The sequence below is a fragment of the Burkholderia sp. L27(2015) genome (assembly GCF_009765705.1).
GTDB lineage: Bacteria > Pseudomonadota > Gammaproteobacteria > Burkholderiales > Burkholderiaceae > LMUX01.
Genome location: NZ_LMUX01000021.1, coordinates 1,285,768 through 1,300,317, shown reverse-complemented (window position 1 = coordinate 1,300,317; position 14,550 = coordinate 1,285,768). Strand labels below are relative to the sequence as shown.

Below are 14,550 nucleotides of genomic sequence, written 5' to 3'. Positions count from 1 at the left end.
TCGATCGCGGATAGCGAGCGTTATTAAGGCGCTCTGCCATCCGTGCGAGCACGGCGAGGCGCAACGGCCGATTTGACGTTTTTCGATGTGGCCGTTGCAAACAGATCGATCAGGGCGCGTGCCGGTTCGGACAAGGTTGATTTTCGTCGTGTCACGGCAAGCAATTGTCGCTTGACGATGGGTCCACGCAACACGTGTTGGACGAGGTCGGTGTACGGATTGTGAACCGGCGTTGTGGCGGATACGATGGCAACGCCTAGCCCTTCCTTGGCGAATTCCATTGCGACAAGGGTATTGGCCTCATAGACGGGCCTGAGCTGGTGGCCTATCGCGGCAAATTGTTGTTCGATCAGGGTTCGCGCGGCGCTGGCGGTCGGCAGCGTAATGATCGGATGGCCCACCAGGTCAAGCCATCGCAGCGTGCGCTTGCGCGCCAACGGATGATCGGGCGCACACACTGCAACCAGCGCGTCCTCGCCCAACACTTCGCAGTCGAGCATGTCATTGGACTCGATGTCGAATGTAAGGCCAAAGTCGACATCGCGCGTGTACACACGACTGATCAATTCCTCGTCTATGCATTCGCGAAAAGTGACCGCCACGTGGGGGTAGTCGATGCTGAACCGCGCAAGCACGCGGGGTAGACGGGTGGCGGCCAACCTTGGCGGCAGGGCCAGCGTAACGCGCGCGGTATGGTATGCACCGATGTCGCGAGCGGTGGTTTCGAGCGATTGGACATCGGCCAGGATCCGTTCTACCGCCGGTAGGATTTCGCGACCGGCCGCAGTCAGCACTACGCTGCGTGTCGTGCGCTCGAACAGTCGCATATCGAGACTTTCCTCGAGCTTGCGGATCAGAATACTCAAGCCGGCTTGGGTCAAATGCAGGCGATTTGCGGCATGGGAGAAGCCGCCCAACCGTGCAACCTGGATGAAACCCTCGAGTTGACGGATATTTACATTCATAGGGTTTCACAATGAATTAGCAGAAAGTAAAAATTCTACTTATAAAATAACTTCTACGGTAGGTTCTTGTGGTCCCCATGACGTTTTCGCGGCGCGGTCGCGGCCGCCAGCGTGACCGATGATAATTCGACGATTTCCGACGTAATTTCATCCTGCCTCAGGCGGCGAGACTCTTGGATCAACCCGTCGAGCGTGTTGTGGACGTTGGTTCGGGCTGCGATCATCGCACGCATGCGGGCCTCGTTCTCGGCGGCGAACGACAGCATGACCGCCTCGCATAACTGCGTGTAAATGTATTCTTCGGCGAGTTTGGCGAGCAGCTTCTTTGGCGCCAGCGTGACGAGCGGTGGATAGCCACGAGGCGTCTGCTTAAAGCGCGTGAAGTCGAACGGCCACAACGCGCTTTCGATCACCTCGATTGTCTCCGACGGGTTCGGTACCGCATGCAGCAGCGTCACCCGCGCGGCTTTCCCTGCGTTCAGACGCTCATAAAGAGCCTCGGTGATGCGATCCGCGAGAGCCGAGACCTCGTCGGCGTGCGCTACCATCGGCGCAGACCAGGCTATCGTCAGGCCATGCTCCATGGCGACCGGTACACCGCGATCGCCGAGCAGAAAGTATTCAGGCGAACGCGATGGAGTACGTTGCGTTGCGACCTCGACCACGTGTTCATTGAAGGTGCCCACGAATCCCTGCTCTGCACAGAGGATGATGACGACCTCGGCGTCGACAGTGTCCTTCAGATGTGCTCTCGCTTCGTCGCTCTGATCGAGAGTCAGGGCGTCGCCGATAGCGTCGGCGATCATGCTCGCGCATGCACGGATACCGGCGATGCGGGCTTGTGCTTCGCGCGAGCGAGCCGCGGCGATGCCGCGCATCGCGCTCACTACCGATTCGAGCTGATGCACGCTCGAAATACGGCCCTGAACTTCGCTAAGCTTGTTGCTCATGATGATTTCGGGCGGGCTGCGGTAGTGGCCGAGGTTGTCACGGTCGCAGCCGGAGGTGCTGGCTTTTTCGGCACCTCCGCTAAGACAGGCGCTGTCGTTGCGCAGGCCTGCGCTAGATCCCGCACAGCCGCCACAAGCGTCGCCTGAGCGGTCGCGTCGAGCGTGCCGGTCTCTTTCAAGGTAGCTGCCGCATTGCCGCCATGCGCATCGAGGTGCGCCGCAAGACGGGTTCGTATCGTGGCAATGCTTTCAGCCGGAAGTCGATCGAACACGCCCTCGGCCAATGCCGCAAGAAGTGCCACTTCATCGACGGGGCGTAGAGCCGTAAAGCGCGGCTGCGTGATCAACGCACGGATATGCTCACCGCGCACCACCTGGGCCTTCACGCGTGCGTCGCTCAGGCCGCCGAAACGCGAAAACATCTCCAGCTCCAGGAACTGCGAATAATCCAGACGCAAGCGCCCCGATACGTTGCGCAAGGCCGGCATCTGCGCTTTGCCACCAACGCGACTCACGCTCAAGCCGACATCGACCGCGGGTCGCTGGTTAGCCGCGAACAGGCCGGTGTTCAAGACGATCTGGCCATCGGTGATCGAAATCAAATTGGTCGGGATATACGCGGACAGATTGCCGGCATCGGTTTCCGCGATCGGCAATGCCGTCAATGAACCGCCGCCGCGCTCGGCAGAAAGCTTCGCCGCCCGTTCGAGTAGTCGTGCGTGCAGATAGAAGATATCGCCCGGATAGGCCTCGCGCCCCGGTGGCTCGCGCGTGAGCAGCGCCAACTCGCGGTGAGTTGCCGCATGCTTGGTCAGATCGTCGATCACGACGAGCGCGTGCTGCCCACGATCGCGAAAATATTCGGCCATCGTCATCGCGCTAAATGGCGCAATCCATTGCAGCCCGGCCGATGCTGCGCCCGAAGCGAACACAAACACGCAGCGCTCGGGCGCACCGTGCTCGCGCACGGCCGCGATTACGCGCTCGACGGCCGACGCGCGCTGGCCGATCGCCACGTACACGCAGATGACATCACTGTGCTTTTGATTGACGATCGTGTCGATCGCAATCGCGGTTTTACCCGTCGCCCGGTCGCCGATGATTAACTCGCGCTGACCACGTCCGATCGCAAACAACGCGTCGATCAACAGAATGCCGGTGGCAATCGGCTCGGTTACAAGGTCGCGCTCGATGATGCTTGGCGCCGGCCTTTCGATCGGCATCCGCGCCTCTTCCCGCACGGGGCCACCGTCGTCGAGCGGCCGGCCCAGCGGATCGACCACGCGCCCGAGCAAGCCCGGCCCGACGGGCACCTGTACCACCTGCCCCGTGCCGGTGACGACTGAGCCGGCGGCGATCGCGTCGGCATCGTCTAGCAACACTGCCCCAATGGTGTCGGCGTCCAGCGTGAGGGCGAAACCGAAGCACTTGCCGTCGAAGCGCAGCAACTCATTCAAGCGTACGTCGGGCAGACCCGAGACGAGCGCGATGCCATCGGCGACGTGCTCGACGCGGCCGACGGCGTCGGCGTGCGCGCCGGGTTGGGCTTTCGTCAGCGCCGCGCGGCCGCGCTCGAGCCAGGCGTCTGCGGCGGGGTCAGGCGTGGTCGGTATCATGGGCGAGAAGTTCGGTTTGGAGATAGGCCAGATCGGCACGGAAACTGTTGCGCACGATCGCATGTGGCGTTTCGAGTTCAAGGCCCGCCAGCAAGGTTGGGTCCACGCTGACCCGCAGCGGCAAGTCACGGCCAAGCGCGTGCGTGAGCGCTGCTCGGCAGGCGGCGAGTTCATCGTCTTTGAGCGCACGTGGCGCTATCAGGCGGGCCGCCACGCCATCACGACCCAGCTCCGCCCGAGTCGAGTCGGGCAGCTTGGCGAGTTCGTCCGCGAGCCCGTCGATAAAGCCCATAATCCGTGTTTGTTGCGGCAATCGGTCGAGCAGCTTCGCCGCAATGTCAATCGCGAGCCGCGAAGCTCGGTCCGTGTCGGCCGCCGCTGCCGCTTGCTGGGCGCTTGCAATGTCGACCTTGGCGGCTGCGCGCAGATGCTCGGCATCGGCGTGAGCGGCGCTTTCGAGTGATGCCTTCAATTTTTCCGCCTCCGCTGAGGCTGCCGCGAGCATATCGCCGCGCTGTTGTGCAATGCGGGCCGCTTCTTCTGCCGCATGGCTTTGTTCAGCGAGCGCCGCTGCTTTTGCCTGCACCGCATCGGCCATGAGCGTTGCGGCTGCTTGCTGCCGCTGGGCGACCATTTTCGCGACCGGACGAAACAGGAAGCGCGCCAATAGCCAGATGAGTACGAGCGCGTTGACCGTTTGCAACCCGAGCGTCCACCAGTCTATGTGCATGATCGCTCCGGGCTCACTTGACGAACGGGTTCGCGAACAGCACCAGCAGCGCAATCACGAGGCAGTAGATCGCCATCGTCTCGATCATCGCGAGGCCGACGAAGAGGGTGCGCGAGATGGTGCCGGCCGATTCGGGCTGGCGGGCAATGGCGTCCATCGCGGCGGCGACGGCCCGGCCTTCGCCCAGCGCTGGGCCGATCGCACCAAACGAGACGGCGATGGCAGCGGCGAGTATGCTGATCGCCTGGATGAGATTGGTCATGGCGTTCCTGTTCCTTGTTGTATCGTGGGTTTGTCTGAACTTGAGCTATCAGCAAGTGCTGCACCGATGAAGACCATCGCCAGCACCGTGAAAATATAAGCCTGGACCGCCCCGGTGAGCAGGTCGAGCGCCATCAACGGAATCGGCACCAGCAGCCCCGCGAGCGACAGGACGATGCCCACCACGAACACGCCGCTCATCACGTTGCCGAAGAGGCGCACGGTGAGCGAGAAGGTTCGCGTGATCTGCTCGACCACGTTGAGCGGGATCATGATCCAGGTGGGTTCGGCAAAGGTGGCGAGATAGCGCAGCACGCCGCGCGTGCGTATGCCGTAGAAGATCGTCGCGCAGAAGACGACTAGCGCCAGCGCGGCATCGGTTTCCAAGTGGGCGGTTGGCGGTTCCACGTTGGGGATCAGCGACGAGCAATTGCTGATCAGGATGAACAGGAACAGCGTACCAATCAGCGACCGATACTTTTGCGGTTCGGTCTGCATGGTGTCGAGAATTTGCGCATCGATGGTGGTGACCAGCAGTTCGAGCACGGTCTGAAATTTCGATGGCGTGAGCGACAATCGACGCGTCGCGAGCGCAGCGCCGATGACGAGGATCGCCATGATCGCCCACGTCGTGACGACCGGCGCCGTAACCGGAATCGGGCCGGCATGGAACAGCGGCGTCGTGAGAAGTGGAGAGTGGATCATGGCGTCACCACACGGGCCAGGCGCAACACGACCGACCGGGCGACCAGCACGCCGAGTGCGCCGCATAGCAAGGTCCAGGGTCCGAGCTTCGCCAACACGAACAGCACCACAAGCATCAGTCCCATGCGCGCGAGCTGCATTGCCAACGCTTTGCTCGCCGAGCCGAACGCGAGCAACCGAACGTTGCGGTGCAGGGTCGAAAAATGAACCAGGCCCGCGGCGAAGCCGGCGATCAAGCCGGTGGGCACTTGTGCGGCCAACGTCAGGTGTTCAATCATGATGCTTGCTCCGTGTCTGGCGATGCATCCATTTCCACGCCGACCACAGGCCAAACGCGGCGCCGATCATCAAAAGCGGGGCGGAAAAGAACACGCCGGTGCCAAAGTGCCGGTCGAGCCAGTGGCCGATGACGAGTCCGAGCAGCGTCGGAATCACGATAGACCAGCCGAGAATGCCGATCTGCCCCAGACGGCTGCCGAGCGAGGGCTCAGGTTCGTCACGGCCCTGGCGTTCGCGCAAGCTGGCTTGCCGGGCGGCGCGTGTGATGCGATCGCTATCGTTCTGTTCCTCGGGCTCGTTCATGCGTCGCTCCGGTTCGGGCGCAGATAGTGCAACAACTGCCGCACGGCTTGCGCATGCAAGCGGGTCTGTTCGACACGCGCGTTACGAGCAATGTCGATCTGGCTGGCATGCGCTGCGTCGATCTGCGCTTCAAGCGCCGCAAGCGAATCGCCGAGTACGCCATTGCGGCACGCGATGTTCACGCGGCATCCCTCCGATACTCTGAGCACGCCTTCTTCCACTGCGCAAAAGCGCTCGACGTTTTCCGCGTCGCGCCAGCGCAGCACCGATGGCGTCAGCACGGTCAGGAAATCGGCGTGTCCAGGCAGGATGCCGAAGCTGCCGCTCTCATCTTCGGCGCGCAGCGAGACGATCGCTTCGGCATCGGCGAGGATGCTCGCAGGTGTGGAGAGCGTTAAGTGCAGCGTCGAACTCATGTCTTTACGCTCCCGTCGACCGACTTTGCCTGCTGCGTCGCGTGTTCCCGCTCGCGCGCTTCGTCCAACTTGCCGATCATGTAGAGCGAACTTTCCTGCCAGTCGTCGCACTCGCCATCGAGGATCGCCTTGCAGCCGGCGAGCGTATCGGCGACTGCGACCGATCGGCCGGGCACGCCGGTGAACGCTTCGGTCACCGCGAACGGTTGCGTCAGAAAACGCTGCAAGCGCCGCGCGCGGCCGACAATGCGCCGGTCGTCCGCGCCCAGCTCTTCCACCCCCAACAGCGAAATCACGTCCTGCAACTCGCGGTAGTGCTCGACCGCGCGCCGCACTTCCGTGGCGATTTGCGCATGTTCTTCGCCGACCACGAGTGCATCGAGCAGCACCGATGACGATGCGATCGGGTCGATGGCCGGATACATGCCTTCGGCGGCCATCGCGCGGGACAGTACCACCATGCTATCGACGTGCGCGGCGATGGCAGTCACGGCCGGATCGGTGAAGTCGTCGGCGGGCACATAGACTGCCTCGATCGCGGTCACCGACACATCGCCCACCGACACGATCCTCTCCTGCAACGCCGCCACCTCGGTGGCGAGCGTGGGCTGATAACCCACCCGCGAGGGCAGGCGCCCAAGCAGGCCCGACACCTCCGCACCGGCCTGTACGAAGCGAAACACGTTGTCCATCAGCAGCAGGACGTTCTGATGCTTTTCGTCGCGGAAATATTCGGCGACCGTGAGCGCGGTCAACGGCACGCGCCATCTCGCACCGGGTGGCTCGTTCATCTGGCCGTAGACGAGCACCGTGCGCGGCAGCACGCCAGAGTTGCGCATGTCCGTGAGCATCTCGTGGCCTTCGCGGCAGCGCTCGCCGACCCCGGCGAAGACCGAAATGCCCTGATAACGCTGGACCATCGCGTGGATCAACTCCATCACGAGTACGGTCTTGCCCACGCCCGCACCGCCGAACATCGCGGCCTTCCCACCTTGAGCGAGCGGCGTGAGCAGATCGATCACCTTGATGCCGGTCGCGAAAATCTTCGTGTCCGCACCTTGCGACGCGAGCGGCGGGGGCTTGCGATGAATCGCCCGGCGCGGCACGTCGGGCGGCAACGGTGCGCCGTTGTCACCCGGCACGCCGGTCACGTCTATCAGGCGACCGAGCATCGCCTCACCGACCGGTACTTCGATCGGGCCACCCGACGCGCGCACGGGGGCGCCGCGCCGAAGCCCGTTCGTGGAACGCAAGGCAAGGGCGCGCACGGTGCTTTCGTCCAGATGGGCTTGTACCTCGGCGAGTATCGGTGGGCCGTCGTCCGTCATGATGACGAGCGCTTCTTCGATCATTGGCAGCGCGCCTGCATCGAAGGCGACGTCGACGACCGCGCCGCGCACCGCAGTCACCCGGCCATGCGGTTCATCCGCTTGCGCATCGTGCAGCGGGGCGGTCTGGTCGGGGGATATCGGGTCCACGCGCTTATCCATGGGCTTATCCATATGTGTCAGGCCTCCACATGAAAGCCGCCATCGGCGTAGAGGGTCGAGCCGGTCAACGTCATGCCGGCGTCGCTTGCGAGCATGGCCGCGACGCGTCCAATTTCCTCGATCGTGACCAGGTGTTGCGCCGGTGTGCGGGCGCGAACCTCGTCGAGGAGCACGTCGAAGTGGTCTAGCCCGGATGCCGCGCGTGTTTTAACTGCCCCTGCGGAAATGGCATGGACATGAACCCGGCGCGGCGCGAGATCGACAGCCAGATAACGCACGCTCGATTCGAGTGCTGCCTTCACCGGCCCCATCAGGTTGTAGTGGTCGACCGCTCGCTCAGCGCCGTAGAAGCTCACCGTCATCAGGCTGCCGCCATCGGTCATCAGCGGCAAGGCGAGCTTTGCCATACGGATGAACGAATGGCATGACACGTCCATCGCGAGCGCAAAGCCCTCGGCTGAGCAATCGACGAGGCTCGCATGTAAATCGGCAGCGGGCGCAAAAGCGATCGAATGGAGCACGAAGTCGAGCTTTCCCCATTGCTCTTTGATCTGTTCGAAGACGGCTTCAAGCTGGCCTGGCACGGTGACGTCACAAGCCATGACGAGGGCCGCCGACAGCGTCTGCGTGACCGCGCGCACATAGGGCTGCGCTTTGTCGTTCAGATAGGTGATCGCCAGTTCAGCGCCGGCGGCGCGAAACATGTGTGCGCACCCCGCAGCGATGCTGTGCTCGTTGGCGATACCGACGACGAGGCCTCGCTTACCGGATAGATCGATGATGCCACTCATACCATTGCTCCTTGGCGATGAAGAATCGAAACGGCTTCATCAGCGATGACTTGCTCCTCATCGGTCGCGAGGACCAGCACAGTGACGCGACTGGCCACCGAACTGATCACGCTCGCATTGGCGGTGTTTGCTAGGCCGTCGAGTTCGATGCCGAGCCACGCGAGGCGCTCGCACACGGCAGCCCGAATCTGAGGCTGGTGCTCACCTATCCCGGCGGTGAACACCAGGCAGTCGAGGCCGCCAAGCGTGGTCGCAAGCCGTGCTGCTTCGCCTGCGATTCGAAACGTAAAGAGTTCGAGCGCTTCGCGTGCTTCCGGCCGTGTACTGGTGGCAAGTTCACGGCTGTCCGCGCTGATCCCGGAGACACCGAGCAAACCGGACTGCTCATACAGGAGTTTTTCGATCGCGCCTGTGCTCATGCCTTGCTGCTCGATCAAGTAGAGGAGCACGCCCGCATCGAGTGCGCCGCAGCGCGTAGCCATGGGAATGCCGTCGAGGGTCGAGAAGCCTGTGCTGGTGTCGCGGCTCGCACCCTCGCTCAGTGCACATAGGCTCGCGCCACTGCCGAGGTGCGCGGCAATGACCTTGCTGCGCGCGAGCAAAGGAAATTGCCGCGCGAGCGCGCCGGCGATAAAGCAATACGAGAGACCGTGAAAGCCGTACCGTTTGACGCCGCTATCGAAGAGACGGCGCGGCAGCGCGAAGCGGCGTACCAGATCCGTTTGCGTGCGATGAAAGGCCGTATCGAACGAGGCCGATTGCGCGAGGTCAGGGCGCAGATGTCGAATCGCGCGAATCAGCCGAACGCTCTGCGGCTGATGCAGCGGCGCGAGCGGAACCAGCTCGACGATGGCCGCGAGCGTTTCATCGGTGATTGCGACGGCCCCGGCGAATCGGTCGCCGCCATGCACCACGCGATGACCGACTGAGACAAGGTCCGTCAGCGTAAAATGCGTCGCGAACCAGTTCAGCGTTTCGTCCAGCACTTCATGCAGATCCTCGGTGACGACCGCTTTTAGCGCGATGTCACGAACCTTGTCGCCGTCGATGAGGTGCAGCGACAAGGGGGTGTGCCGGAAGTCGATCGAACCCATGCCGATACGCTTCGCGCCATCGGCTCCGACGCTGAACAGGCCGATCTTGACGCTCGATGAGCCGGGGTTGAATGTCAGCAGCAGCGGGGCGCTCATGGTTGCAATGCCACGGTACGTAGCGTGCGCTGTGCGACGATGCTCGCCAACGCGACGGAAGCCAACCGCACCCTCAGGCTGTCCGCACGGCTGGTCATGATGATAGGCAGGCGAGCACCGAGCACCAGGCCTGCGGCGTCGGCGCCACCGAAGTACACGAGTTGCTTGGCGAGCATATTGCCCGCTTCGAGGTCAGGTACCAGCAGGATGTCGGCTTGGCCCGCGACCGTCGAGACGATGCCCTTCGTTTTTGCCGCGGCGAGGCTGATGGCGTTATCGAACGCGAGCGGGCCATCGACCAGTGCGCCGCGGATCTGGCCGCGTGCGGCCATCACCGTGAGCGCAGCGGCGTCGAGCGTGGTCGGCATGCGCGCATTGACGGTTTCCACGGCAGCGAGCACCGCCACGCGCGGCTGCTCGATGCCGAGCAGATGCAGCAGGTCTATCGTGTTCTGGCAGATATCGCGTTTCTGTTCGAGCGAGGGCGTGACGTTGACGGCGGCGTCGGTGATGAACAAGGGCTTGGAATAGGCGGGCACGTCCATCGCATAGACGTGGCTGATGCGCCTTCCGGTGCGCAGACCCGAGGCCGGGCTCACGATCGCCGCGAGCAATTCGCTCGTCTCCAGGCTGCCTTTCATCAGCGCGGCGACCTTGCCAGCGGTACCCATTTCGACGGCGCATGCGGCGGCGGCATGACTATGTTCGACCGCCACGATGGTCACGCCGGCCAGGCTCACCTGCGCCAGTTCGGCCGCCGCACGGATCTTCGCTTCCGGTCCGATCAGGACGGGATCTAGCATGCCCTGGTCGCGGGCTTCGATCGCGGCTTTGATGGCGTCCGCAGAACAGGGATGCACGATCGCCGTGCGCAAGGCGGGCAACGCGCGGGCTTCGCGGATAAACGTGTCATAGCGATCGTGTCGTCGCACCGAGATATCCGGGCGTGCGATCCGTGGCCAGACGATGGCTTCAGCCGGCGCGATTACCGTCGCCACTCCGATCAGGACAGTTTCGCCTCGCTGGTTGGTGCAACGCGTATCGAGTATCACGATCCGCTTGTCGGCGCGCTTTTCCTTGACGGTGACGGTCGCCGTCACGATATCACCAGGTACGACCGGATGACGGAACTGCAGGTCCTGGTCGAGATAGATCGTGCCGGGCCCCGGCAGCCGCGTGCCCAGCAGCGCGGAAATAAGCCCGGCTGTCCACATGCCCTGCACGACGACGTGGCCGAACATGTCGTGCGCGGCGAAGGCGGCATCGACGTGGGCAGGATTCACGTCGCCGGACATCGCGGCGAACAGCTCGATATCGTCGAGCCCGGCGGTGCGCACCAGCGAGGCCGACTCGCCGATCGCGAGTTCATCGAAGGTGCGGTTGTGAAGAAGGTTGTCGTCCATGGGGGTCTCAGTGCGCTTTCGTTTTCAATCTTGCAGCACGTAGGTGCCGGGGGCATCGACGAGGTCTGCCAGCTCCTGGGTTGCGGGCCCCATGTGGGGCGGCGCGACGAGCTCCCCGGCGCCACGGCCGGCAAGCCAGTCGGTCCAGGCAAGCCACCACGAGCCGTCGCGCGGTTCGACCGCAGCGATCCATTCGTCGGGGCCCACGCGAAGGTCGGCGCCCGCGGCATACTCGATCCTGAACTGACGGTTCGCATGCCCCGGCTCGCTGACGATGCCGGCGTTGTGGCCGCCGCTGGTCAGCACGAACGTGATGTCGGTACTCGACAGATAGTGAATCTTGTAGACCGAGCGCCACGGCGCGATATGGTCGCGCTCGGTGCCGACCACGAACATCGGCACACGGATGTTGCGCAGCGAGATGGGCCGTGCGTCGACGCAATACCGGCTGGCTGCCAGGTCGTTGCCGAGGAACAACTGGCGCAGATACTCCGAATGCATCCGATACGGCATGCGCGTCGAATCGGCATCCCACGCCATCAGGTCGAACATCGGCGTGCGGTCGCCCAGCATGTAGTCATGGATCACATGCGACCAGACCAGGTCGTTCGACTCCAGCATCTGGAACGCGCCCGACATTTGACTGGCATCGAGATAACCCTTGGACCACATCATGCTTTCGATGAAGTAGACCTCGCTGTCGTCGATAAAGAGCTGCAACTCTCCAGGCTCCGTGAAATCTGTCTGGGCCGCGAGCAGCGACACGGATGCCAGCCGCTCGTCGCCGGCGCCCGCCATCGCTGCTGCCGCGATCGACAGCAGCGTACCGCCAAGGCAATAGCCGGTCGCATGGATTTTCTGGTCCGGCACGATCTCGCTTATCGTATCGAGTGCCGCCATGACGCCGAGCCGGCGGTAGTCCTCCAGGCTGAGTTCACGATCGTCGGCGTCGACGTTGCGCCACGAAATGCAGAACACCGTGTGGCCTTGACTGACCAGGAAGCGGATCAACGAGTTGTGCGGCGAGAGGTCGAGGATGTAGTACTTCATGATCCATGCGGGCACAATCAGGATCGGCTCGGCGTAAACCTTTTCGGTCGTGGGGCTGTACTGGATCAGCTCGATCAGTCGATTGCGAAAGACCACCTTGCCGGGCGTCACGGCGAGCGCGACACCGACCTTGAACTGGTCGACGCCTGCGGCTGGCTCGCCATTTGCTTGGCGTCGTGCATCTTCCAGCATATTGCAGGCACCCTGCAGCAGATTGCCGCCGAGCGTGGCCTGGGTTCGCTGTACGACCTCGGGGTTGCTGAACGGTGAATTCCCGGGCGAGGCCATGTCGAGCAACTGCCGCGCGCCAAAACCGACGACGGCTTCATGATGTTGGGTCGCACCCGGCACGTCGTGGGTGGCGCAACTCCACCATTGCTCGGTGAGCAGGAACATCTGGGACCAGAGCTTGAAAGGCTCGGTCTGCCAAGCGTCGGCGCGAAATCGATGGTCCGCTGGCGTGGGCGCCGCGAGCATCCTGGTCGTATCGCCGGCCAAGCCGTGCAGCAGGTAGTCGTTAATCCGGCCCGCGTTCGCGGCCCATAGCGATGCTAGTTCCGCCCGTTTTCCCGGTGCCGATGCGAGATGGATGAACCAGTCAGCGAAGGCCAGCGATAGCGATGCCGGCGACAGACCGCTCGTGAAGCGCGCTATCGCGGCCTCCTTCCTGTAATCGAGCGCGCGGAAGGGGTTGGTGGCAGGGCGCGCAACCGGTTGCGGTGCAAGCACGGGATGATCGGTCGGAATGGTTCGCGAGCGCGTGTCCATGAAGTTCCTTTAAGTCTTGCTGGTCTTGTAGCGATGTGGACGAGCCGGCGTGCGAGTCTTTGCGATCCGGACGACCAGGACGAGAGAGAAGGGCTGTTGGTGCGTGGAGTTTTCGGTGGCAAGCCCGAGGATTTGAGGTTCCTTTGACTTCCCTGAAACTCGGCGATTGAGATGACTTTAGTCGGGCGCAGTACGGGAACGGTTGATCTGGATCAAGTGCCGGCTGATATTGCACCTTGGGTACACGCACGGCCCGGATCAGGTTAACCCGAAGTCATGTGAACGTTCTCATAATCATTCAATCGACATCGCTTCTGCGCACGATTTGTTGCGAGCGTTCGTGCGCCAGCGAGCGGGGGACTCTCCGACCAGACGCTTGAATACAGTCGCGAAGTGAGATTGCGATCCAAAGCCGGTGCTCAACGCGATATCCAGTGAGGTTGACTCGGACTGAAGCAACAGCGTTTGGGCGCGCTCAATACGGCGGCGCAAAACAAATTCGTGTGGACGCAAGCCGGTCGCTATGCGGAACTGCGCTGCGAAGTACATACGTGAGAGCCCTGTGCTTCGAGCAATATCGGCCAAGCCGATCGGGCGGCTCAAATGCGCGTCGATGTAATCGATCGCACGTTTGAGTTGCCAAACCGGCAAGCTATTCGCTAATGCCGGGGCCAAACGCCCAACGTGGTTGAACTCTCGAGCGAGGACGCGCGAGACGATAGCGAGCCCGACGCTGTCCGCATAGACGCGCCCGAAAGCGCCACAGTCATTGCTCGCATTGATCAGTGCCAGCCCGAGGCGCTCGATCGCGGGGTCGCGCACGAATGATGGGTCGCAGACTACGATAGCCGACGCCGGCGCGGTTCCGAATGCACTTTCATAACACTCTGCCAGCAGAGGTTGCGTCACATACAGATGCAACACTTCGCAGGCGGAATGGAACACAGCGCGTACCGGTTTGTCTGGGCTCGTCACCTGCAACGTTCCTGGCATCACGGATCCGTCGTGTATGAGGCGGTCGCATTGATAAAACGTCACTCGGGTGGATTTCAGGTTGATGGCGATCGTGTGGTAGCGGCTGCCCACTTGGGGCGTGAGCTCGGTGACATCGACGTCATCTCGCTTCCATCTCGAGATCACCAGATTGTCATCGAGCGGGAGGCATCCGTTTTCGATGCTGGCGGGGCAGCGCCATTGCCGTTCCGAGCCAATGCCCGGGGGCATCGAGCGTGAAGGCTCGAACTCGAACCGTTTAGTCATAACCATTTTTGACTCCGATAACTGATCGATAGAACAAACGTTCGATCGATTGATCGAACGATGGCCCTCCGTGTGGCTCAGGCGCTAACGGATCAACAGCCGCTATCGTAGAGTCGCGTGGTCTCAAATGTTAGTAAAAACTTGTTAAATCGTCGGGTACACGCACGTTGTCGCCGGTGCGGTGCAGGTTGAATTTTTAACAAGGTTTAACTGGCGCTCGCGCAAGCGGGGCGCCTAAGCTAGGGGTGGATGCACCGGGGCGCGAATCGGATGAGAAGCGGATGAGAAGCGATGTCGCTCTCTGCGATGTGCGACGAATCGATGCGGTCTGCCAAAACTTCTAGCTACCTCAGTGAAAGGAAACGTCATGTCG

15 protein-coding genes are annotated in these 14,550 nt (G+C 62.5%); all 15 read right to left on the bottom strand.

Annotation, left to right across the window (positions count from 1 at the left end):
* Positions 1-23: 23 nt before the first annotated feature.
* A complete protein-coding gene (locus GSQ77_RS24195; RefSeq protein ID WP_158905564.1) occupies positions 24-965 on the bottom strand; it encodes a LysR family transcriptional regulator in 942 nt (313 codons plus the stop codon).
* 53 nt (positions 966-1,018) lie between these two features.
* Positions 1,019-1,915 (bottom strand): F0F1 ATP synthase subunit gamma, encoded by an 897-nt coding sequence (locus GSQ77_RS24190; RefSeq protein ID WP_158905562.1) that lies wholly within the window; start codon positions 1,913-1,915, stop codon positions 1,019-1,021.
* Positions 1,912-3,531, bottom strand: coding sequence for a F0F1 ATP synthase subunit alpha (locus GSQ77_RS24185; RefSeq protein ID WP_158905560.1), 1,620 nt, complete (start codon positions 3,529-3,531; stop codon positions 1,912-1,914). The genes GSQ77_RS24190 and GSQ77_RS24185 overlap by 4 nt, the downstream gene beginning before the upstream one ends.
* Positions 3,512-4,261 (bottom strand): F0F1 ATP synthase subunit delta, encoded by a 750-nt coding sequence (locus GSQ77_RS24180; RefSeq protein ID WP_158905558.1) that lies wholly within the window; start codon positions 4,259-4,261, stop codon positions 3,512-3,514. The genes GSQ77_RS24185 and GSQ77_RS24180 overlap by 20 nt, the downstream gene beginning before the upstream one ends.
* Before the next feature lie 13 nt (positions 4,262-4,274).
* Positions 4,275-4,523 carry a F0F1 ATP synthase subunit C gene (locus GSQ77_RS24175; protein WP_158905556.1) on the bottom strand — a complete coding sequence of 83 codons (249 nt, stop codon included), beginning with the start codon at positions 4,521-4,523 and terminating at the stop codon, positions 4,275-4,277.
* Positions 4,520-5,227 (bottom strand): F0F1 ATP synthase subunit A, encoded by a 708-nt coding sequence (locus GSQ77_RS24170; protein WP_158905554.1) that lies wholly within the window; start codon positions 5,225-5,227, stop codon positions 4,520-4,522. Before GSQ77_RS24170 ends, GSQ77_RS24175 begins: the two co-directional genes overlap by 4 nt.
* Positions 5,224-5,505: an ATP synthase subunit I gene (locus tag GSQ77_RS24165; RefSeq protein ID WP_158905552.1), complete on the bottom strand. Its 282-nt coding sequence runs from the start codon at positions 5,503-5,505 to the stop codon at positions 5,224-5,226. Before GSQ77_RS24165 ends, GSQ77_RS24170 begins: the two co-directional genes overlap by 4 nt.
* Positions 5,498-5,809: an AtpZ/AtpI family protein gene (locus tag GSQ77_RS24160; RefSeq protein WP_158905550.1), complete on the bottom strand. Its 312-nt coding sequence runs from the start codon at positions 5,807-5,809 to the stop codon at positions 5,498-5,500. The genes GSQ77_RS24165 and GSQ77_RS24160 overlap by 8 nt, the downstream gene beginning before the upstream one ends.
* Positions 5,806-6,225 (bottom strand): F0F1 ATP synthase subunit epsilon, encoded by a 420-nt coding sequence (locus GSQ77_RS24155; RefSeq protein WP_158905548.1) that lies wholly within the window; start codon positions 6,223-6,225, stop codon positions 5,806-5,808. The genes GSQ77_RS24160 and GSQ77_RS24155 overlap by 4 nt, the downstream gene beginning before the upstream one ends.
* On the bottom strand, positions 6,222-7,715 hold the full coding sequence (gene atpD, locus GSQ77_RS24150; RefSeq protein ID WP_174246485.1) for a F0F1 ATP synthase subunit beta: 1,494 nt from the start codon (positions 7,713-7,715) through the stop codon (positions 6,222-6,224). Before atpD ends, GSQ77_RS24155 begins: the two co-directional genes overlap by 4 nt.
* A gap of 17 nt (positions 7,716-7,732) precedes the next feature.
* Entirely contained in the window at positions 7,733-8,494 is a 762-nt protein-coding gene (gene fabI / locus GSQ77_RS24145; protein WP_216854953.1) for an enoyl-ACP reductase FabI, read from the bottom strand.
* A gap of 8 nt (positions 8,495-8,502) precedes the next feature.
* Positions 8,503-9,696, bottom strand: a complete 1,194-nt coding sequence (locus tag GSQ77_RS24140) for an acetate/propionate family kinase (protein WP_158905544.1) — start codon at positions 9,694-9,696, stop codon at positions 8,503-8,505.
* The gene (locus GSQ77_RS24135; RefSeq protein ID WP_158905542.1) at positions 9,693-11,099 is read right to left on the bottom strand and encodes a bifunctional enoyl-CoA hydratase/phosphate acetyltransferase; all 1,407 of its coding nucleotides are present in this window, start codon (positions 11,097-11,099) and stop codon (positions 9,693-9,695) included. The genes GSQ77_RS24140 and GSQ77_RS24135 overlap by 4 nt, the downstream gene beginning before the upstream one ends.
* Positions 11,100-11,123: 24 nt before the next feature.
* On the bottom strand, positions 11,124-12,917 hold the full coding sequence (locus tag GSQ77_RS24130; RefSeq protein WP_158905540.1) for an alpha/beta hydrolase: 1,794 nt from the start codon (positions 12,915-12,917) through the stop codon (positions 11,124-11,126).
* A gap of 294 nt (positions 12,918-13,211) precedes the next feature.
* Entirely contained in the window at positions 13,212-14,183 is a 972-nt protein-coding gene (locus tag GSQ77_RS24125) for an AraC family transcriptional regulator (protein WP_254067762.1), read from the bottom strand.
* Between the last annotated feature and the right edge of the window lie 367 nt (positions 14,184-14,550).